23 protein-coding genes and 1 tRNA gene are annotated in these 19,208 nt (G+C 66.3%); 14 read left to right on the forward strand and 10 right to left on the reverse strand.

Translation table 11 applies throughout. The features are described 5' to 3' along the window. Positions 1-454 precede the first annotated feature (454 nt). The gene (locus J2W22_RS17425) at positions 455-1,072 is read left to right on the forward strand and encodes an outer membrane protein (protein ID WP_307119488.1); all 618 of its coding nucleotides are present in this window, start codon (positions 455-457) and stop codon (positions 1,070-1,072) included. A 42-nt stretch (positions 1,073-1,114) separates the two neighbouring features. Here the strand turns inward: J2W22_RS17425 and J2W22_RS17430 are convergent, their stop codons facing one another. After that, the gene (locus J2W22_RS17430; protein WP_307119489.1) at positions 1,115-2,056 is read right to left on the reverse strand and encodes a LysR substrate-binding domain-containing protein; all 942 of its coding nucleotides are present in this window, start codon (positions 2,054-2,056) and stop codon (positions 1,115-1,117) included. Between the two features lie 114 nt (positions 2,057-2,170). Here J2W22_RS17430 and J2W22_RS17435 point away from each other — a divergent pair, with 114 nt between their 5' ends. From J2W22_RS17435 to J2W22_RS17465, 7 genes are all read left to right on the forward strand, one after another. Beyond that, positions 2,171-2,488, forward strand: a complete 318-nt coding sequence (locus J2W22_RS17435) for a UrcA family protein (protein ID WP_307119490.1) — start codon at positions 2,171-2,173, stop codon at positions 2,486-2,488. Positions 2,489-2,660: 172 nt separating this feature from the next. Continuing rightward, a complete protein-coding gene (locus J2W22_RS17440; RefSeq protein ID WP_307119491.1) occupies positions 2,661-3,569 on the forward strand; it encodes a hypothetical protein in 909 nt (302 codons plus the stop codon). A gap of 115 nt (positions 3,570-3,684) precedes the next feature. Next, the gene (locus J2W22_RS17445) at positions 3,685-4,683 is read left to right on the forward strand and encodes a DUF4349 domain-containing protein (RefSeq protein WP_307119492.1); all 999 of its coding nucleotides are present in this window, start codon (positions 3,685-3,687) and stop codon (positions 4,681-4,683) included. A gap of 104 nt (positions 4,684-4,787) precedes the next feature. Further along, positions 4,788-5,567: a phosphoribosylaminoimidazolesuccinocarboxamide synthase gene (gene purC, locus J2W22_RS17450; protein ID WP_183996436.1), complete on the forward strand. Its 780-nt coding sequence runs from the start codon at positions 4,788-4,790 to the stop codon at positions 5,565-5,567. A 180-nt stretch (positions 5,568-5,747) separates the two neighbouring features. Then, entirely contained in the window at positions 5,748-5,978 is a 231-nt protein-coding gene (gene purS / locus J2W22_RS17455; protein WP_307119493.1) for a phosphoribosylformylglycinamidine synthase subunit PurS, read from the forward strand. Next, complete coding sequence (gene purQ, locus J2W22_RS17460; RefSeq protein WP_307119494.1) at positions 5,975-6,640, forward strand: phosphoribosylformylglycinamidine synthase subunit PurQ; 666 nt, start codon at positions 5,975-5,977, stop codon at positions 6,638-6,640. The genes purS and purQ overlap by 4 nt, the downstream gene beginning before the upstream one ends. A 7-nt stretch (positions 6,641-6,647) precedes the next feature. Then, complete coding sequence (locus J2W22_RS17465; RefSeq protein WP_307119495.1) at positions 6,648-7,160, forward strand: cysteine hydrolase family protein; 513 nt, start codon at positions 6,648-6,650, stop codon at positions 7,158-7,160. 127 nt (positions 7,161-7,287) lie between these two features. Here J2W22_RS17465 and J2W22_RS17470 read toward each other — a convergent pair whose 3' ends face one another. From J2W22_RS17470 to J2W22_RS17485, 4 genes are all read right to left on the reverse strand, one after another. After that, the gene (locus J2W22_RS17470) at positions 7,288-8,625 is read right to left on the reverse strand and encodes a methyl-accepting chemotaxis protein (protein ID WP_307119496.1); all 1,338 of its coding nucleotides are present in this window, start codon (positions 8,623-8,625) and stop codon (positions 7,288-7,290) included. A gap of 147 nt (positions 8,626-8,772) precedes the next feature. Continuing rightward, a complete protein-coding gene (locus tag J2W22_RS17475; protein ID WP_307119497.1) occupies positions 8,773-9,603 on the reverse strand; it encodes an alpha/beta hydrolase in 831 nt (276 codons plus the stop codon). 57 nt (positions 9,604-9,660) lie between these two features. Then, positions 9,661-9,999, reverse strand: a complete 339-nt coding sequence (locus tag J2W22_RS17480) for a hypothetical protein (protein WP_307119498.1) — start codon at positions 9,997-9,999, stop codon at positions 9,661-9,663. 4 nt (positions 10,000-10,003) lie between these two features. Beyond that, positions 10,004-10,753: a queuosine precursor transporter gene (locus J2W22_RS17485; protein WP_307119499.1), complete on the reverse strand. Its 750-nt coding sequence runs from the start codon at positions 10,751-10,753 to the stop codon at positions 10,004-10,006. Positions 10,754-10,811: 58 nt separating this feature from the next. Here J2W22_RS17485 and J2W22_RS17490 point away from each other — a divergent pair. The 4 genes from J2W22_RS17490 (at position 10,812) to J2W22_RS17505 (ending at position 13,791) form a co-directional block, all read left to right on the forward strand. Then, a tRNA-Arg gene (locus J2W22_RS17490) sits at positions 10,812-10,888 on the forward strand. A 186-nt stretch (positions 10,889-11,074) separates the two neighbouring features. Beyond that, entirely contained in the window at positions 11,075-12,118 is a 1,044-nt protein-coding gene (locus J2W22_RS17495) for a rod shape-determining protein (RefSeq protein WP_307119500.1), read from the forward strand. A gap of 302 nt (positions 12,119-12,420) precedes the next feature. After that, positions 12,421-13,263: an NPP1 family protein gene (locus J2W22_RS17500; protein WP_307119501.1), complete on the forward strand. Its 843-nt coding sequence runs from the start codon at positions 12,421-12,423 to the stop codon at positions 13,261-13,263. A 63-nt stretch (positions 13,264-13,326) separates the two neighbouring features. Continuing rightward, positions 13,327-13,791: a hypothetical protein gene (locus J2W22_RS17505; RefSeq protein ID WP_307119502.1), complete on the forward strand. Its 465-nt coding sequence runs from the start codon at positions 13,327-13,329 to the stop codon at positions 13,789-13,791. 48 nt (positions 13,792-13,839) lie between these two features. Here the strand turns inward: J2W22_RS17505 and J2W22_RS17510 are convergent, their stop codons facing one another. Continuing rightward, positions 13,840-14,070 (reverse strand): hypothetical protein, encoded by a 231-nt coding sequence (locus J2W22_RS17510; protein ID WP_307119503.1) that lies wholly within the window; start codon positions 14,068-14,070, stop codon positions 13,840-13,842. An 84-nt stretch (positions 14,071-14,154) separates the two neighbouring features. Here J2W22_RS17510 and J2W22_RS17515 point away from each other — a divergent pair, with 84 nt between their 5' ends. Next, complete coding sequence (locus tag J2W22_RS17515) at positions 14,155-15,312, forward strand: aminotransferase (RefSeq protein ID WP_307119504.1); 1,158 nt, start codon at positions 14,155-14,157, stop codon at positions 15,310-15,312. A 117-nt stretch (positions 15,313-15,429) separates the two neighbouring features. After that, complete coding sequence (locus tag J2W22_RS17520; RefSeq protein WP_307119505.1) at positions 15,430-16,137, forward strand: hypothetical protein; 708 nt, start codon at positions 15,430-15,432, stop codon at positions 16,135-16,137. Between the two features lie 96 nt (positions 16,138-16,233). Here J2W22_RS17520 and mtnA read toward each other — a convergent pair whose 3' ends face one another. The 4 genes from mtnA to J2W22_RS17540 all read right to left on the reverse strand — a co-directional run bounded on the left by mtnA (position 16,234) and on the right by J2W22_RS17540 (position 19,204). After that, the gene (gene mtnA, locus J2W22_RS17525) at positions 16,234-17,280 is read right to left on the reverse strand and encodes an S-methyl-5-thioribose-1-phosphate isomerase (RefSeq protein ID WP_307119506.1); all 1,047 of its coding nucleotides are present in this window, start codon (positions 17,278-17,280) and stop codon (positions 16,234-16,236) included. After that, on the reverse strand, positions 17,277-17,915 hold the full coding sequence (gene mtnC / locus J2W22_RS17530; protein ID WP_307119507.1) for an acireductone synthase: 639 nt from the start codon (positions 17,913-17,915) through the stop codon (positions 17,277-17,279). The genes mtnA and mtnC overlap by 4 nt, the downstream gene beginning before the upstream one ends. Before the next feature lie 126 nt (positions 17,916-18,041). Next, positions 18,042-18,590, reverse strand: a complete 549-nt coding sequence (locus J2W22_RS17535; protein WP_307119508.1) for a 1,2-dihydroxy-3-keto-5-methylthiopentene dioxygenase — start codon at positions 18,588-18,590, stop codon at positions 18,042-18,044. Further along, positions 18,587-19,204: a methylthioribulose 1-phosphate dehydratase gene (locus tag J2W22_RS17540; protein ID WP_307119509.1), complete on the reverse strand. Its 618-nt coding sequence runs from the start codon at positions 19,202-19,204 to the stop codon at positions 18,587-18,589. Before J2W22_RS17540 ends, J2W22_RS17535 begins: the two co-directional genes overlap by 4 nt. Between the last annotated feature and the right edge of the window lie 4 nt (positions 19,205-19,208).

The following is a 19,208-nucleotide window of genomic DNA, read 5'->3' on the forward strand; positions in this document are numbered from 1 at the left end:
AATTCGAGCCGCAGATTTTGGCGATAACTATCGAATTTCTCATGCTTTTACCGAAACGCCCGCGGAGAAATGTTGAATCTCTTGAATCCCCACACGCGTGCGCGAGAGCCGATAAAGCCGAGGACTGGATACGAGGTTCGAGACGAGGCAACACTCCGGAACTAAAGCAGAACATTTCCAACTTTGCCAGTGGCGAGGCCGGCTTTGCGCCACGGACCTGCCATTTTCGCGGTGCGATGCGGTCGTGCAAGCGCTGCAGAGACGTTCAAGAATGTGACGCTTCTTATCGGCAATCCGCCACGATCCCGCCCCAATCTTCTCTGTAAAACCTGCCCGCTTACAAGCTCTCTATCCACCCCGGTCAGTCTAAAATTCTTTCACAGGCTATTACGGGATCGCCGAAATCGTTCCGTCTCCGGAATACACAGGGGAACTCGAACGAAAGTAAGCAGATATGCGCAACTCGATCCTTATACTCGTCGCCGCGACTTGCCTCGCGAGCGCGAACACTGCCTTTGCGCAGGAAGTAGAGAAGGAGAAGACGCCGGCACAGAGCTTTGCCGGTCCGCGCGTCGAAGCGACGATCGGCCTGGACCAGAGCGGTGACGATGCGCTTTCCGGCGGCGAACTGACCGGGCTGCGCGCAGGCGGCGCGGTCGGCTATGACGTGGCCATCGGCAAGCGGGTCACCATCGGCGTCGAAGGCGGTATCGGCTGGGTTGTCGCGGGCAGCGCCAAGGTCGGGCCGTTCCCGAGCACCGGGTCCACTACTTACAAGACCGATGCGGCGCGCGACATCGATGTCTCCGCTCGGATCGGCTATGCGCTGAGCCCGAAGACGCTGATCTTTGCCAAGGCCGGCTGGGCGGACCTGCGCTACGATACCCATGGTAGCGACGGCCGGGACTATGGTCCCAGCACCGCCAATGGCCTGCGCGTGGGTGCCGGCGTCGAGCAGAAGTTGACCAAGAACGTCTATGCCAAGGCCGAATATCGCCTCACGCGAACCGACGACTATCGGGGCCACGACGACCGCCACCAGCTGCTCACCGGCATCGGCGTGCGCTTCTAGAACGCATAACCGGCAGGGGGACGGCTTGTCCCCATCCCCCTGTCAGTCTGCCGGGCGATCCTCCGGCGCCACCAGCGCGCCCCAGGGATCGTGCGCCAGCGAGGTCTTCACTTCCTCCAGCAGCCAGTCGCGAAAGGCGCGGATCTTGGGCTGGTTGCGCTTGTTCTCGGCATACATCAGCCAGAAGGCGTTGCGGTACTGGGCGGTGATCTGCGGGAGCAGCTGGACGAGCTGGCCCGAAGCGATCGCCGGCAGCCACATCGGCGGGCTGAGGATCGAGATGCCGTGGCCGGCAATCGCGGCATTGCCGTCCAGGATCTGCGAATCGAAACGGACGCCAGCCAGGTCGACATAGGCCGGAGTCTCGCCCATCGCCGCGGCGAACCACAGGTCCCACCAGTCGTCGTTATAGGTCAGCCGGGGTAGTTCGAGCAGATCGGCCGGCGTGCGCACCGGCGGATGCCTCGCCAGGAAATCCGGGCTGGCAAAGGGCGCCACCGGCATGCCCATCAGGAAATGGCAGCTGTGTCCCGGCATCGGGCCGGGCGCGCCGCGCAGCCCGACATCGGCCTCCCCTGCCAGCAGATCTACGATCTCGTCGCCGACGTGCAGCCGCACCGCCAGCTCGGGCCGGGCGAGCTGGAACGAGCCGATCCGGCCGGCGAGCCAGTTGGTAGCAAGCGTGCGCGGCGCGGTGATCCGCATCACGCTCTCGCTTTCGGCATGGACCGCGGCAAAGGCATCGCCCATCGCATCGAAGGCAGTGGTGATCTGCGGCGCGATCCGGCGGCCGATATCGGTGAGCGCGATACCGCGCCCGCTGCGCGCGAACAGCGGCGCGCCGACACGCTCCTCCAGCAGCTTCATCTGATAGCTCACCGCCGCCTGGGTCATGCCCAGTTCCTCCGCGGCGCGGGTGAAGTTGCCGTGCCGGGCAGCGGCCTCGAACACGCGGACGGCGGACAAGGGAGGAAGGCGGCGCATCAGAATATACAAGCACAGCTTATGGATGTTGGCCAATGATTTGTTGGCCTGGCGGCGCGTTCGGGCGCAGATGGAGGGGGTGCCGAACATGGCGCGCATCCAAAGGAACAAGCCATGCTGAAGACCCTGATCCCCCTCGCCCTGATCCTTTCGCCCGCGTTGATCCCGCTGGCCGCCAAGGCGCAGAACCACGAAATCGTCCGCGTTTCCTATGCCGATCTCGACCTGTCCCGTGCCGAGGGGCGCAGCGCGCTCGACCGCCGGCTGGCCCGCGCGATCGACAAGGCGTGCCCGGCCACCCGCCCCGGCTATGTGACCGAGTCTCCGAGTGCGCTGCGCTGCAAGGCGCTCCTGCGCGAGCGCGTCTCGGAAGCGCGCCAGCAGGCCGTCACCCGGCAGGGCAGCCCCATCCGGATCTCCGCCCGTCCCTGATTGATCCCTCGGAAGGCGAAGAGGCGGGCGGCCTGCAACGTCGCCCGCCAACCCATAAGCGTTGCTGATATCGCGCAGCGCGATCCCGAAAAGGGAAAGCCGGTGCGATCCGGGCGGGTTGGGCCCGTCACAAAATATGGTTACTCCTTGGTCAAGGAACAGGGAGGAACCCATGCGAGTCGTTTGGGCATTGGCGGCGCTTGCGCTGCTCGCGGGATGCGATGGTATCGATCGCCCCGCGGACGGCAAGGACAAGTCCGAATTCGCTTCGGCAGCCAATGCCGAGGCCTTCGCCTCGACCGGCACAGGCTTCGACTATCGCTATGCCTATCGGCTGCCGGGCAGCCGGGTGAAGGGCGTGCTCCAGTCCAATGCCGATGCCTGCGACCGGATCGGCCCGGCGCGCTGCCGCATCCTTTCGATGCGCTACCGCGTCGATGACGGCAACAAGACCCGCGCGGTGCTGACCATCCGCATCGATCCGTCGATCGCACGCGCCTTCGGCGACGCGGTGACCAAGAACGTGACCGGATCGGACGGCGTGCTGGTCGACACCGAGATCACCGGCGCGGACTCGACCGCTACCGCACGCAGCGTCGCGGTGGTGAAGCGGCTGCAGGACCAGCTCCAGAACGCCCGCGCCAGCACCTCGCCCGACGGCCAGGCCCGTGCCGCGCGCCTGCAGAATGCGCTGTCGGTGATCGCCGAGGTGGAGGCGAGCCAGGGCCAGACCCTGGCCAATGCGCCGATGCTGTTCACTTATGAATCAAGCAGCGCGCTGAGCGGCCTCGGCTCGTCCGAGGCGAATTTCCGCACCGCCGGGCAGACGCTGGAGAATTCGGTCGCCCAGCTCGTCCAGCTGCTGGCGAGCATCGGGCCCTGGTGCCTGCTGATGCTCGCGGTGGTGCTGCTGCTGCGTTGGATCATCCATGGCCGCGCCGTGGGACCCGATGTCGAGCCGCGCCACGACGAGGGCTATGAGAGCACGCATGACGGCCGCGACCAGCGCGGGCGCGGCGACAATCGCAACCTGATCCAGCGCTGGTTCTCGCGCGACGAGGAAGACGAGCACGCGCGCTGATCGGCGCGCGTTGCAGCACTGCATTTCGGCAAGCGGGGACAGCATGCGCTTCCCCGCTTGCTTTTTGCCTTGGTTATGTGATGTTATAACATCTATAAACAAAGGGAGAGATGCGATGGTGAAGCCGAAGCGCTGGATGCTGCTGGCGAGCGGCGGCATGGCCGGAGTGCTGGTGCTGGGGACGTGCGTGGCGCTGATCGGCTCCACTCAGTTCCGCGACGGGCAGAAGCTCGCGACCTATGACGTCCAGACGCCGTCATTGCTGACCACGGCGCCCCCGGCCATGCCCAAGAGCGACATCGCCAGGTCCTATGCGTCGTCGGTCCGCAACTCCGTATCGCCGCCCGGCGATTCCACGACCGGCGCCGCAGCGATCCCGATCAGCGTGCCGCAGCTCGCGTATAACTTCACCCTCGCCTATCGCCTGCCCGCCGCCGCGATCGCCGGGGCGCAACAGGCGCATCTCGACCTGTGCAACCGGCTGGGCCCGCGCTGCCAGCTGGTCGCGATGCAGCGCGCCGCCAATGACGACGGCGCGACCAGCGCCTTCCTCAAGCTGCGCGTGGCGAGCCCGCTCGGCCAGGCCTTTGCCGGCGACCTGACCCAGTTGGTCGGCAAGGCAGGCGGCCGCGCGGTCGACACGCAGATCTCGGCGGAAGACGTCTCGCGCGACCTGGTCGACACCGACGCCCGCCTCCGCCAGCGCGAGATCCTCGTCGCCCGGCTCACGGACATGCTGCGCGGGCGCCAGGGCAAGGTGGGCGAGCTGGTCGAGGCCGAGCGCAGCGTCGCCCAGGCGCAGGAGGAGCTCGACCAGGCCAGGGGATGGCTGGGCGAGCTGCGCGGCCGCGTGGCCTATTCCAACTTCTCGGTCAGCTATGTCCCGGTAACCGCGCCGGTGCAGGCGCCGACGCCGCAGGGCTTTCTCGGCCGGCTGAGCGACGCCGTGGCGCAATCGGGCGCGGCGGTGCTGGGCGTTGGGCAGACGCTGCTGCTGCTCGTGATCTTCCTCGGCCCCTGGGCGCTGCTGGCCGGGCTGGCATTGTTCGCGGCACGCCCATGGCTGCGGCAGTGGCGCCGCGCCGGATTGGGGCCCGTTAACGAGGATGTGTGATTGCGCCTCAGCCCCCCTTTCGTTATAGGCCGCCTCTCGCCCCGGCACGTGCGCGGATTCCCCGTGCCGCCGGGGCAATGACTTTCCAGGGGAAAAAGCACCCGATGGCACGCCGCCGGCAGATCTACGAAGGTAAGGCAAAGATCCTCTACGAGGGTCCCGAACCCGGCACGCTGATCCAGTATTTCAAGGACGACGCGACCGCCTTCAATGCCCAGAAAAAGGGCACGATCAACGGCAAGGGCGTCCTCAACAACCGGATCTCCGAGCACGTCTTCACGCTGCTCGCCGGCATCGGCATCCCGACTCACTTCATCCGCCGCCTCAACATGCGCGAGCAGCTGATCCGCCAGGTCGAGATCGTGCCGATCGAGGTCGTGGTGCGCAACGTCGTCGCCGGCAGCCTCGCGAAGAAGCTCGGGATCGAGGAAGGCACCCCGCTGCCCCGCACGATCGTCGAATATTACTACAAGGACGACGCGCTGGGCGACCCGCTGGTCACCGACGAGCACATCCTGTGCTTCGGCTGGGCAAGCCAGGAGGAACTGCACGACATGGCCGACATGGCCATTCGCGTGAACGACTTCCTTTCGGGCCTGTTCGCCGGCATCGGCATCCGCTTGGTCGACTTCAAGCTCGAGTTCGGCCGGATCTGGGACAATGACTACTCGCGCATCATCCTGGCCGACGAGATCAGCCCGGACGGCTGCCGCCTGTGGGACATGACCACCGGCGAGAAGCTCGACAAGGACCGGTTCCGCCGCGACCTGGGCGGCGAAGTCGAAGCCTATCAGGAAGTCGCGCGCCGGCTTGGCCTGTTCCCGGAAGGCGAGGATTCGGCGGTGCTGGACCTCGAGAGCCACCGGAAGCGCCGGGGCAAGTAAGCTCCTCGCCCCATCACCAAACCAATACCGTCATCCCGGCGAAAGCCGGGATCTCGTGCGGCTCTTTCCGAGCGCCGTCGCCTTAGATCCCGGCTTTCGCCGGGATGACGCGCATTTAGGCATGGAAAATGACGCGCTTTGGGTTGCAGCCCGGCGCACTCCGCGCCATAGGCGCTGCCCATGAAGCTCCGCATCATCGTCACCTTGAAGAACGGCGTGCTCGACCCCCAGGGCAAGGCCATCCAGCACGCTTTGGGCGGCCTCGGCTTTGACGGCGTTGAAGACGTCCGCGCCGGCAAGATCTTCGAGCTCGAGCTCGCAGACGGCACCAGCGACGAGGCCATCGACGAGATGTGCCGCAAGCTGCTCGCCAACACCGTCATCGAAAACTACCGGGTGGAAAAGCTGTGAAGACCGCGGTCATCGTCTTTCCGGGTTCCAACTGCGATCGCGACATCGCAGTCGCGCTGGAGGCGGTGACGGGCGTGAAGCCCGCGATGGTGTGGCATGGCGAGAGCGAGCTGCCCACCGGCCTCGGCCTGATCGCCCTGCCCGGCGGTTTCTCCTATGGCGACTACCTCCGTTGCGGCGCGATCGCTGCGCGATCGCCGGTCGTCCGCGCCGTGATCGAGGCGGCCGACAAGGGCACGCCGGTGATCGGCATCTGCAACGGCTTCCAGGTCCTCACTGAGACCGGGCTGCTGCCCGGCGCGCTGATGCGCAACTCGGGCCTCAACTTCGTTTGCCGCGATGTGCCGCTGACGGTCGACAATTCGCAGTCGATCTTCACTTCGGCCTATCGCTCGGGCGAGCAGATCACCGTCCCAGTCGCGCATCATGACGGCAATTACTTCGCCGATGCCGAGACGCTCGACCGGATCGAAGGCGAAGGCCGCGTCGCCTTCCGCTACGCCGCCGACATCAACGGCTCGGCCCGCAACATCGCCGGCGTGCTCAACAAGGCCGGCAATGTGCTGGGCATGATGCCGCACCCCGAGCGCCGCATCGAAGCCGCGCATGGCGGCACCGACGGCCGCCGCCTGTTCGAGGGCCTGCTCGAAGCGGTGGCCTGAGGCCGGCGTGCCGGGGCCGCTGCTAGCCGGACGTCCTACCCTTCCCGGAATTGCCCTGCTGGTCGTCGACGTCCAGCCGAGCTTTGCCGTGCCGGACGCGATCGTCGAGGGCATACGCGCGCTGAGCCGGCCCCTCTACACCGTGGCGACGGTCGAGCGGCACGATGAGTCGGTGACGCCGTTCGAGCGCCAGCTCGGCTGGAAACCCGCACCCGACGACGAGAGCCTGGTCGCGGCCGACCGCATCTTCGTGAAGCACGGCTATCTTCCGCCGGCCGAATTGATCGACCATCTGCGCGATCGAAAGACGGAGCGCGTGTATGTCTGCGGCATCCAGGCGGACACCTGCTGTCTGGCGGCGGGCTTCATGCTGTTCGACGCGGGGCTGCACCCCACCCTGCTGCAATGGCTCAGCGTCGGCTCGTCGCTCGACCGCAGTGCGGATCTCGGCGCACGGCTTTGGGAGCATCACTTCGGAAGCGTGCTGCGGGGCCCTGGCGAACTAGAGCTATCCAAATAGGTTCTCACGCCGAATCGAAACGTGCGTCACCACCGCAACCTTCCTCACGAGACGAAGAAGAGCGGCCGCGAGAGAACCGCGACCGCCCTGCTCCGTGACGAATCTAGAATATATCGTAACCAGCCGCTCAGTGAACCGCACTGGCGAATGCGCCGTTCGATGCGGACAGCCCCGGCGCCGGGAAGGAGATCGGCCGGCCGCCGCCCGTCACCTGAAAACGCGCCGCCTGCTCGGCGAGCGTGGCGACCTCGACGGTGAGGTTGCGCGCGGCGGCCGAAGTCTCCTCGACCATCGCTGCATTCTGCTGGGTCGACTGGTCCATCACGCCGATCGCGCTGCTGATCTCGCTGACTGCCGTCGACTGGGCCTGGTTGTCGGCCGCCATCTGGTTGAGCAAATTGTGCACGCCGCTCACCTCTTCGGCGATATGGGCGAGCGCGCCATCGACCTTCTCGACCATCTCCACCGCAGCGACGATATCGACCTGGGTGGCGGTGAGCTGCTCGCGGGCACGCCCGGCCTCTTCCTCGGCGCGCATCGCGAGCGCGGAGACGAGATCGGCAACAACCGCGAAGCCCCTGCCCGCCTCGCCCGCACGCCCCGCTTCAACGGCAGCGTTCATCGCGAGGACGCGCGTCTGGAAGGCGATCTTGTCGAGCCCTTCGATGACGCTGTCGATGCCCTTGGCGCTGTCATTGACCCGGTTCATCGCCTGCACCGCCTCATCGACGACCTGGCGGCCGCCCGAGACGGTCGCGGTGGCGCCATCGGCGCGGGCGACGGTGCGGCCGGCGGCCTCTGCGGTAGCCTTGAGGCGCTGGTCCATCTGGCTGATCGCGGCAGTGGTCTGCTCGAGGCTCGCGGCATTCGCCTCGGTGCGGCGCGCCAGGCTTTCCGACGCCTGGGCGATCTCGCCCGATCCGTTGCGGATCGCCGAGGTGCTTTCGGTAACGGCGCCGAGCAGGGTGCGCAGCGACGCGAGCGCAGCGTTGAAATTCTCGCGCAGCTTCGCATAGGTCGCCGGATATTCCTCGACGATGTCGGCGGTCAGGTCGCCCTTGGCGAGGCGTTCCAGATTGCCGGTCATGCCGCGGACGATCTCGCCGTGATGCTCGGCTTCCTCGTTCTGCTTGATCTGCGCGGCAGCGGTATCGCGGAAGGTGAACATCGCCTTGGTCAACCGGCCGACACAGTCCCGATATTCGGTGAACTGGATCGGGCTGGCGAGATCGCCGGCGGCGAGCGCCTCCATGCGCACCACGGTGGTGACATAGGGGTCGGCAATGGCCTTGCGATACCAGACGCTGAGGCCGGCGGCCGCCACGGCGGCGGCGATGCCGACGGCCAGAGCGAGCGTCGGAAACAACAACAGGGTCAGCGGCGTGAGCGCGACGAGCGCCGTCATCGAGCCGAACGCTACGAGCAGCTTCCGGCGGATAGGTGCGTTAGCGACGAACCAGTGCATGGGCATTCTCTCAGAACCTGCAACGAAATGTTGCTGCTCGGAGCATTATAGAGTGCCCAGCACCGGAGAATCACAGACCTGCCAAATATCTTCGAAGTAACTTAGGTTATATTTCGCAAGTACGTAAATTACGCAAAAGTCTTTTCGTTACGTTCGCGCTTCAACCCATTGCAGAATATCGGCCATCACACTTTCCTTGCCGAGGTCGGCAAGCAAGTCATGATAATGGCCTTTATAGATCTTCAGCGTTTTGTCGCTCGACCCGACATGCTCGTAAAAGAATTCGCTGCCATGGCAGACAGTGGCGTGATCCTCGGTGCCGTGCAGGATCATCACCGGGATTGTGATCGTGTCGAACTCCTTGCGCATCCGCTCATCGGCGCGGACCAGCGCAGCCACGGTGGCGGCCGGCTGCACCTCGTCCTTGATGTACGGATCGGCGTTGAGCTTCGCGACCCATTCGGGATCGCGCGAGAAATCCTCGTTCTTCAGCTTGAGCACGCCGAGATGCGGCGCAATGTGGCTGAGCCCCTTGATCGCCGCCAGCGCGAAGCCGGGTGCCGGCACCTGGAAGGCGAAGCTCTCGCAGATGAAGCCGGCGAGCTCGTGCTGATTGTCGAGCGTGTAGGTGCAGGAGGTGACGCCGCCGGCGCTATGGCCGAGCAGGAAGACCTTGAGCCCCGGATGGCGCGACTTGGCGATGGCGATCGTGCCGGCGACATCGTCGACATAGTCGGAGACGCTCTCGACATAGAAGCGCTCGCCTTCCGAGCGGCCGCGCCCGCGCAGATCGAGCGCATAGGCGGCATAGCCCTTCTCGACGAAGCGCTGGGCCGTCCATTCATGCTGGCCGCCATGCGAGTTCACCCCGTGGCAGATCACCACCACCGCGCGCGGCTCGCCCTCGGGCAGCCAGGAACGGAAGAAGATGTTGACGTGCCCCGTGCTGCCGAAAGTCTCTTCCGTCGTCGCGGTCATGCTGCCCTCCTGGAGAATTCGCGGGAAATGATGCCAGCGTTGTCGGCGCGCGTCAGCTTACTCCTTCGGGTATTCGCAGGTGTCGCGGCCGAAGAGCCTGGTGGTGCGGGCAAGGAGCAGCAGCACAACTGGCCAGAACATCGTGTTCCAGATGTCGTGCCAATTGCCCCAGAGATCGATGCGGGTGTGATAGACCAGGCTGTCGCGCAGGTCCCAGACCTCGCCGAGCAGCGCCGCGACAAGCGCTACACCCAGCGGCTTCCAGCTCCGCAGCGGCCAGCGAAAGACCAGCGCCGCGCCCAGGAACAGGGTGAGCCCGACATAGATGTGGAGCGCATCCTTGGCGAGCCCGACATGCTGGATCAGCCAGAACTTGGCCGACTGCAGCGGGCTCACCGCCTCACACCCGGGTGGCGAAGGGCGTGAAGTCCGTGCCCTCATCGAACACGTCAACGCCCTCGCGGCGCTTGAGGAAGCCGACGACGAGATAGGTGACCGGCGTGAGGATCACTTCCCAGGCGACCTTGAGCGCCCATTGCGTGAAGAGCACCTGGATGACCAGCGTGGTGGTCCAGCCTTCGGCCCAGAGGAATGCGAGCGGGTAGAAGATAAGGCTGTCGACCCCTTCGCCCGCGATCGTCGAGCCGATGGTGCGGGTCCACAGCATCTTGCCGCCGGTCCACAGCTTCATCCGGGCGAGGACATAGGAGTTGACGAACTCGCCGGCCCAGAAGGCGCAGACCGAGGCGAGGACGATGCGCGGCACCTGGCCGAAGATCGTCTCATAGGCGGCCTGGTTGCCCCAGCTCGGCGCGGGCGGCAGCTTGACCACCACCCAGGCCATCAGCGCCATGAACAGCACCGCGCCGGTGCCAGCCCAGATCACCCGGCGGGCGCGGGCATAGCCGTAGACCTCGGTCAGCACGTCGCCGATCACATAGGAGACGGGGAAGAACAGAATGCCGGCGCCGAATGGCCAATAGTCGTTGTAGATCGGCAGCCAGACCTGCGAAACCTTGCCCGCGCCGAGCACGTTCGACAGCAGGATGATCGCCACGAAGGCGGCCATCACGAAGTCGTAATAGCGGAAATGCCCGCCGCGCAGCGTGTTCGCGGCGACCTGCGCCGGCTTCCCGTTCCCCTCGCTCATGCAGCATCTATGATCCCGGTTCCGCTGCCGCGCAATCCACGCTAGGGGCATCCGGCGCGCGCCCGTAGCTCAGTTGGATAGAGCACGTGCCTTCTAAGCTCGTGGTCGCTGGTTCGAATCCAGCCGGGCGCGCCAATTTTGTTGGAAGCGCCTTGCATAAGCTCCGGCGCGCGTTCGCGCTCACATCGGCGCTGCAACGGGTCATTCCAGCCGATAGCGGCTTGACCCCTCCCCGGCACCAGCCCACCGCAGCGGCCCGCGCGATCGATATCGCGCTCCGCAATCCTGCGCAGCGCACGCGATCCCAACAGATTGAACTTGATGCAATTTCCTCGCTTTTTCTCGGGCGGCTCCCACGACCTCGCGATCGACCTCGGCACGGTAAACACAGTCATCTATCTGCGCGACCGAGGCATCGTCCTCAGCGAACCATCGGTGGTAGCGATGGAAACCACCGGCGGCATCTCAAGGGTCCGGGCAGTCGGCGCCGAGGCGAAGCTGATGCTCGGGAAGACGCCCGACAACGTCCGCACGATCCGCCCGATGCGCGACGGCGTGATCGCCGACGTCGAGGTGGCGGAGCAGATGATCAAATATTTCATCGACAAGGTCGGTGGCCGCCCGATGCGGATCGGCCGCCGCCCGGAGATCGCGGTCAGCATTCCCAGCAGCGCGACCCAGGTGGAGCGGCGCGCCATCCAGCAGGCCGCCACCAATGCCGGCGCCGGCAAGGTCTATCTGATCGAGGAATCCATGGCCGCGGCCATCGGTGCCGGCCTGCCGATCACCGAGCCGCTCGGCGTCATGGTCGTGGACATCGGCGGGGGCACGACCGAGGTCGCCGTCCTGTCGCTCAAGGGCCTGGCGTACAGCGCCTCGATCCGCGTTGGCGGCGACCGCATGGACGAGGCGATCGCCTCCGCGATCCGCCGCAAGCACAATCTCATGGTCGGCGAAGCCACCGCGGAGCGGATAAAGGTCGAGATCGGCACCGCCCAGCTTCCCGAGGACGGCATCGGCCTGACGACCAAGGTCCGGGGGCGCGATCTGGTGAAGGGCATGCCCTCCGAGGTCGAGGTGAACCAGGGCGAGATCGCCAATGCCCTTGCCGACCTCACCGCCCAGATCGTCGAGGCGGTGCACTCCGCGCTGGAGAAGACCGAGCCGGAGCTGGCCTCCGACATCTATGACCAGGGCATCGTGATGACCGGCGGCGGCAGCCTGCTCGCGAATCTCGACGATGTCCTGTCCAAGGCAACCGGATTGCCCGTCATGGTCGCGGAGAATGCCCTGATGTGCGTCGCCAACGGCGCCGGGCGGGCGCTCGAGGACCCGGTGTATCGCGGCGCAATGTCGAGCAGCTGACCTGCCGCTCCGGCCGCAAAAAATCTTTGTCCTGATATTCGCGATCTCCCGTCTCCCTTCTGAGGGCGTGTGCACGCATGGGCCGTGGAAACGCCCCGGCGCGCGCAATAGCGCCTGAAGATCATGAATAATATCGTTACGAAGATATCAACTTAAATACTGCAACAATAGTTTCACAGTAACGCGCGAATTAAATAATGCGCGATTCGTTATAAATATTACCAAACAATACATCCGCAATACTAATTGCGGAAACGAACTGGCGCGACTTGACTCCACATTGTCTTGCATTGGGAGATTATATGAAGAGCCAAATTCAAATGATGGCGGTCGCGACCTTCGGGGCGCTCGCGATGCTGTCGCCGCATTCCGCCCAGGCACAGGGCTGGCCGGCGCCGGTTGCGCCGCTGCCGGAACTGGCCACTGCGCTCGACAAGCGCTTCCAGCCGGCGATCGATTTCGACACCGACGTCTGCTTCAACGTTCCCGCCGTCAACGCCTCGGGCGCGATCAGCGCGGGTGCCTCGACCTACGCGACGAAGCCGCCGGCGTCGTGCCGCCAGGCCAGCTATCGCACGACCAGCAACGTCTATGTCCGGGCGCGCTGCAACAACGGCTATTGCGCCCGCGTCTACAGCTATTTCTGGCAGTCCGATTTCTCGCACGCCTATGACTGGGAATCGGTGATCGTCTGGACCACCGACCAGGGTACCAACAGCAGCGTAGTCGGCGTCACCCGCGGCGACCACGGCAACTGGGAAACCCGCGCGACCAGCGGCGGCCAGCTGCGCTTCCAGAGCGATTCGACCGGCCAGCACGTGAAGATGGTCTATCACTACGAGACCTGGGGCTTCTCGCACCTGTGGCGCTTCTCGAAGACCGACAATGGCGACGAGCCGCCCGAGAACGGCACCGGCCAGTGGCTGATCCAGCCGCTGATCAGTTGGAACGGCTATCCCTCGGCCAGCGTCCGCAACGCCATCTCCAACTATAATTTCGGCAGCGGCAATTTCGACAACAAGGACCCCCGCTTCTCGGGCGTCCTCGCTGCCACCGTCAACGGCAGCATCACGCCGGGGTTCGATCCGAACACCGACTCGGGCGCGAACTCGCCGGGCTGCCCGGCCGGCTCGACCATCTGCTGATCCTCTCCGCCTCGCGCCGCCCTCAACCCCCGGCGGCGCGGGGTGGAACCCGTCGAGGTGCCCATGGGAATGAAGTTGTCGATGCTCGCGCTGGGCGGCGCGGGCCTGCTCGCCCTGGCGGGGCTCTGGTTCGTCCAGGGCAGTGCCGAGAGCGGGAGCAAGCCGCCCGCCGAGGGCGTGGTCGTCACCGCCGCACCGGTGGTCACGGCGCGCGATGCGCCGGCGCCTGCCGTCATCGTGCCGGGCAATGCGCCGGTCATGCCGGACAAGGTGATCGCGCATGTCCGCCAGGCCTATCCCCTGCTCGAGAAGGTGGATTTCAGCTGCGACACGCGCGGCTGCGCAGTCACCGCGACGATCCCGCCGCCGACCGGAGAGGAATTCCTCGCCAGGCGGCAGGAGATGCTGCTCGGCGGGCTGGCGAAGGTAGTCGCGGCGGACGGATACCGGATGCAGGGCCCGGTCCAGATGGACGAGGTGGAGAGCAACCTCTTCCATATCCGCGCATCGGTCGTGGCGGCGCGATAGACGCCAGGACGGACGCCCCGGCCAGCGGGACGCACCGCGGGAAAGAGATTACTTCTTGCCGCCGCGCCAGTAGAGCAGGCCGGCGACGATCGCGGCCGATCCGATGCCGATCGCGGCGCCCATGCCGATCTGCTTGGCATCGGGCTTCCAGCGCTTCTTGGCCTCGGCGATGTCCTTCACCGCTTGGAGCGCCTCGCTGCCCTCGTGATGGTCGTGCGGCGCTTCCTCGATCGGATAGGGCGACCGGGCTTCCTGCGGCTTGGGCGGGGTCTTGCTCATGATCTTCCTTTATTGATGCAAGCCTGAACGCCGGCCTAATGCGGCGGTTGCACCCCAAGATGCAAGCCGCCACAAGCTTGCTCCATGAACCCGCTCTACGCCCGGATGGGCACCACCATCTTCGAAGCCATGTCCGCCCGCGCCCGCGAGACCGGGGCGATCAACCTGGGCCAGGGCTTTGCCGACGGGCGCGGGCCCGAGGCAGTTCTGCAGGCCGCAGCAAAGGCGGTGCTCGAGAAGTCGAACCAGTATCCACCGATGATCGGCCTGCCCGAGCTGCGCGGCGCGGTGGCCGACCATTATGCGCGCCACCAGGCGCTCAACCTCGCCGCCGAGGAAGTGGTGGTCACCTCGGGCGCGACCGAGGCGCTGGCCGCGGCGATCTTCGCCTGTGTCAGCCCCGGCGACGAGGTGATCTGCTTCCAGCCGCTCTACGACGCCTATGTGCCGCTGATCCGCCAGGCCGGCGGCGTGCCCAAATTCGTGCGGCTGAGCCCGCCCGAATGGAAGATCGACAAGGCGGCGCTCGAGGCCGCGGTCTCCAGCAAGACCAGGGTGCTGCTGCTCAACAACCCGCTCAATCCTGCCGCGACGATGTGCGGCGCGGACGAGCTGGCGATGCTGGCGGACTTCTGCGTCAGCCACGATCTGACCGCGATCTGCGACGAGGTCTGGGAGCATGTCACCTTCGACGGCGCGCGCCACCTTCCGCTGATCGGCTTCCCCGGCATGCGCGAGCGCACCGTGAAGATCGGATCGGCCGGCAAGATCTTCGCGCTGACCGGCTTCAAGGTCGGCTGGATCTGCGCCGCCCCTGCCCTCGCCCGGGTGATCTCCAAGGCGCACCAGTTCCTCACCTTCACCACCCCGCCCAACCTGCAATGGGCAGTGGCCGAAGGGCTCGCAACACAGGACGCCTGGGTGCAGGAGGCGCGCCATCGCTTCCAGCATGGCCGCGACCGGCTCCGCGCCGGGCTCGAAGGCGCGGGCTTCGCGGTGCTGCCGAGTGCAGCGACCTATTTCCTCTCGGTCGACCTCACCGCATCGGGCATCAGCCTCGACGATGTCAGCTTCGCCAACAAGCTGATCGACGAGGCGGGCGTCGCCTCGATCCCGGTCTCGGCCTTTTACGCCGAGGACGCGGTGACCAACGTCCTGCGCTTCTGCTTCGTCAAGGAGGACGCGACGCTCGACGCCGCGATCACCCGAATCGCCGAAGCGCGCGGTCGATTGGCCGGCTGATCGAACGACTCGGGCGCGCGGCATTTCACCGACGTAAAAGTCCGCTTCACCGCGCAAGGCGCAACTCGGCTCGTTTCCGGCACGTTCGCCGGCCGCGGGACAAACTGGAGTTGTACCATGCGTAACATGAAGCTGCTGATGCGCGGCGCCGCCGTGACCGCGCTGCTCGTCGCGACCCCGTCGCTTGCCCAGAGCCGTATCGACCGCGCGCGCACCGCCGTCGCGGAGGCCACCGCCAAGGTGGAAGCGGCGCAGACCGCGGGCGCGGAAACCTATGCCACCGATTCCATGGCCAAGGCCCAGGAGGCACTGCGCGTCGCCAAGGACCAGCTGGCACGCGACCATCGCGATTCGACGATCAACGAGGCGCGCCGCGCCTCGGGCCTGGCCGACCAGGCACTGGCCGAAGCCGAGCGCAACAAGGGCGACGCGATCGCCGCCGAACGCGACGCGCGCCGTGATGCGCAGGTCGCGGCGGCCAATGCCTCGGCCAATGCGGCAGCCGAGGCCAGCCAGCGCGAGGCCGCCCAGGACGCGGCGGTGACCGCACAGAGCGATGCGGCGGCGGCCAATGCCCGTGCGGATGCGGCGGCCCAGGCAGCCCAGTCGGCCGCGGCGGATGCGGCGGCGGCACGTGCCGCGGCGGCCCAGCCGGTCGCGACCACGATCGAGACCACCACGACCCAGCCGGCGCGCACCTATTCCTCGGCGCGTACCACCACGCGCAAGGTCGTGAAGAAGCCGGTGCGCAAGACCACCACGACAGTCACGCGCCCGGCGGCGTCGACCACCACCACCACGACGGTGAAGACCGAGCCGCGCTGAGCGGGCTCGCCAACAACCAACCGTCACCCCGGCACAAGGCTGGGGTGACGAGGGATTGGCCTGGCCAGGAAGCGACTGGAGAGCCGCTGATATCCCTCAGATCCGGTCCAGCACCCCGCGCTCGGTGATGTAACCCGTCACCAGGCGTGCGGGCGTCACGTCGAATGCTGGATTGGCGGCGGGGGAATCGGTTACCCGGACAGTGCCGATTTCCCCGCTTGCCAGCGGCCCGGTCAACCGGGTCAGCTCGTCGGCGCTGCGTTCCTCGATGGGGATGTCGGCACCGCTTTCGGTATTGGGATCGAAGGTCGTGTAGGGCAGCGCGACATAGAAGGGCACGTCGTTATCGCGCGCGGCGAGCGCCTTCAGGTACGTGCCGATCTTGTTGCAGACATCGCCGTTGCGGGTGACGCGATCGGTGCCGACCACCACTGCGTCCACCTGCCCCTTCATCATCAGCAGGCCGCCGGCATTGTCGGCGATCACCGTGTGCGGAACGCCATGGTTGCGCAGCTCGAAGGCCGTGAGCAGCGCCCCCTGGTTGCGCGGACGGGTCTCGTCGACCCAGACATGGACCGGAATCCCCGCATCATGCGCGAGATAGATCGGCGCGGTGGCGGTGCCATAGTCGACCGTCGCGAGCCAGCCGGCATTGCAATGGGTGAGGATGTTGAGCGGCCGGTCCGGGTTCTTCGCATGCAGCGCCTTGAACAGTTCCAAGCCATGCTCGCCGATCGAACGGCAGAGCCCGGCATCCTCGTCGCAGATCGCATCGGCGCGGGCAAAGGCGGCCTCGGCACGTTCCGCCTCGGGCAGGTCCTTCACCGCGACGCGGACTTCGTCGAGCGCCCAGCGCAGGTTGATCGCGGTCGGGCGCGTCTCGTGGAGCTTGTCATAGGCCGCCTGGAGGCTGGCGTCGCCCGGATCGACCGCCAGCGCCATCGCATAGCCATAGGCCGCGGTGGCGCCGATCATCGGGGCGCCGCGCGTCCACATCTCGCGGATCGCGACCGCAGCGGCATCGACGTCACGCAACTCTACCCAGCGGATTTCCCAGGGCAGCTGGCGCTGGTCGAGGATGACCGCGCCCTTGCCGTCTTCGGTGCGGCGGATCGAGCGCGTGGGCTTGCCTTCGAGGATCATGGGAGGACTTCCGCGAGAGTATGGACGTCGGCCGGGCCGCCGGCGCGATCGATCAGCAGCGCCTGGAGCCCCGCCTCGCGGGCGGCATCGACCTCGGCCGGCATGTCCGAGACGAAGAGCAGCCCGGACGGCGCGAGGCCGAGCGCATCGGCGATCTTCGTATAGGAATCCGCCTCGCGCTTGGGGCCGGTGGTGGTATCGAAATAGTGGCTGAGCAGCGGCGTGAGGTCGCCGGCGATCGAATGGCCGAAGATCAGCTTCTGGGCCGCGATCGAGCCCGAGGAATAGATGTTCACCTGAAGCCCGGCACCGGTCCAGCGGCGCAGCGCCTCGGGCGTGTCAGGATAGACATGCCCCTTGAGCTCGCCATCGGCATAGCCCTGGGCCCAGATCAGGCCCTGGAGCGTCTTGAGCGGGGTCGCCTTGCGGTCCTCGTCGATCCACTGGATCAGCGTGGCGACCGGATCCTCGCCCGGCACTTCGGCGAGGATCGGCGCGGCGACTTCCGGGTTCGCTTCGACGAAGGCCGCCAGATGCTTGCGGGCATAGGGAAACAGCTCGTCGGCGACGAAGCTGATGCTGCTCGTCGTGCCTTCGATGTCGAGGAGGATGGCTTTGGGTGGGGTGTGGGTCATGCTCTTCCTATCGTCATCCCCGCGAAAGCGGGGACCCATCTCCCGGACTGTCCCTCAACACACCCGTTGTTTGCGCCGAAAGTGCAGGAGATGGGGCCCCGCTTTCGCGGGGGTGACGGCTATTTGTCAGACGGCTTCAGGCTCGTGCCGCGGGAACCGGTCCGCGATCGGGTCGCCGGTGAAGTTGGCGATCCAGCCGTCCGCATTGGTGAACAGGCGGATCGCGGTGAACCTGGGAGAGGGTCCCATGTCGAACCAGTGGCGGGTGCCGGCAGGAACCGAGATCAGGTCGCCCTCCTCGCACAGCACGGCGTAGATCTTCTCGCCTTCGCGCAGAGTGAACAGCCCCTCGCCTTCGACGAAGAAGCGGACCTCGTCCTCCGAATGGCGATGCTCGGAGAGGAACTTGGTGCGCAGGTTCGCCTTCTCCGGGTGATCGGGGACCATGCGGATGACGTCGACCGACTGATAGCCGTTCTCGGCCTTCAGGCGCTCGACCTCGGGGGCGAAGGCCTGCAGCACCTCGTCCTGTCCGGCATCGCTGGCGAGCGGACGCGAGGGCCATTGCTCGAAGCGCACGCCGATGGGCTGGAGCGCGGCGGCGATCTCGGCCGCGTCGCGCGTGTCGGTAGTCGGCGCCCCGCCGGCCTCGTCGAAGATCCTCAGATGGGTCATCGTTTCCATGCCCTTTCGGCCAGTTCGGCGGCGATCAGCCATTCGGTGCCCTCGAGCACGCGCTCGGCCTCGGCCAGGTCCTTGCCCCAGGCATAGAGCCCGTGGCTGCGGATAAGATAGGCCGGCGCGGCGTTCGGCGCCAGCAAGGCGGGACGGATCGCCTCCTCGATCACCGCCATGTCCTGGCTGTTGTCGACGATCGGCAGGCGGATCTCGGCCTCGTGCGTGGTGTTGCCCGGGAAGACCTTGAGCATCTCGTGCCCGGCGAACACCCATTCGCTGGCATCGGCGGCGGCGCGGCTCATGCCCACGGCCTCGGGCGAATGGCCGTGCAGGACGGCGCCGACGTTCGGGAACAGCCGGTAGATCGACAAATGCAGATCGGTCTCGGCCGAGGGCTTGCCCGGGGTGAGCGGCTTCCCTTCCAGATCGACGCGCATGATGCCTGCGGGAGTCAGCCGCCCCTTGTGCCAGCCGGACACGGTGACGGCGATGCTGCCGTCATCGAGGCGGACGGAATAGTTGCCGGCGGTGGCAGGGGCCCAGCCGCGCGCATCGAGCCGGCGGCCGACCTCGACCAGGGCGTTGGCGGCATCTTCGAAGGACATCGTCATGGAA

The sequence above is a fragment of the Sphingomonas kyeonggiensis genome, from assembly GCF_030812785.1.
GTDB lineage: Bacteria > Pseudomonadota > Alphaproteobacteria > Sphingomonadales > Sphingomonadaceae > Sphingomonas > Sphingomonas kyeonggiensis_B.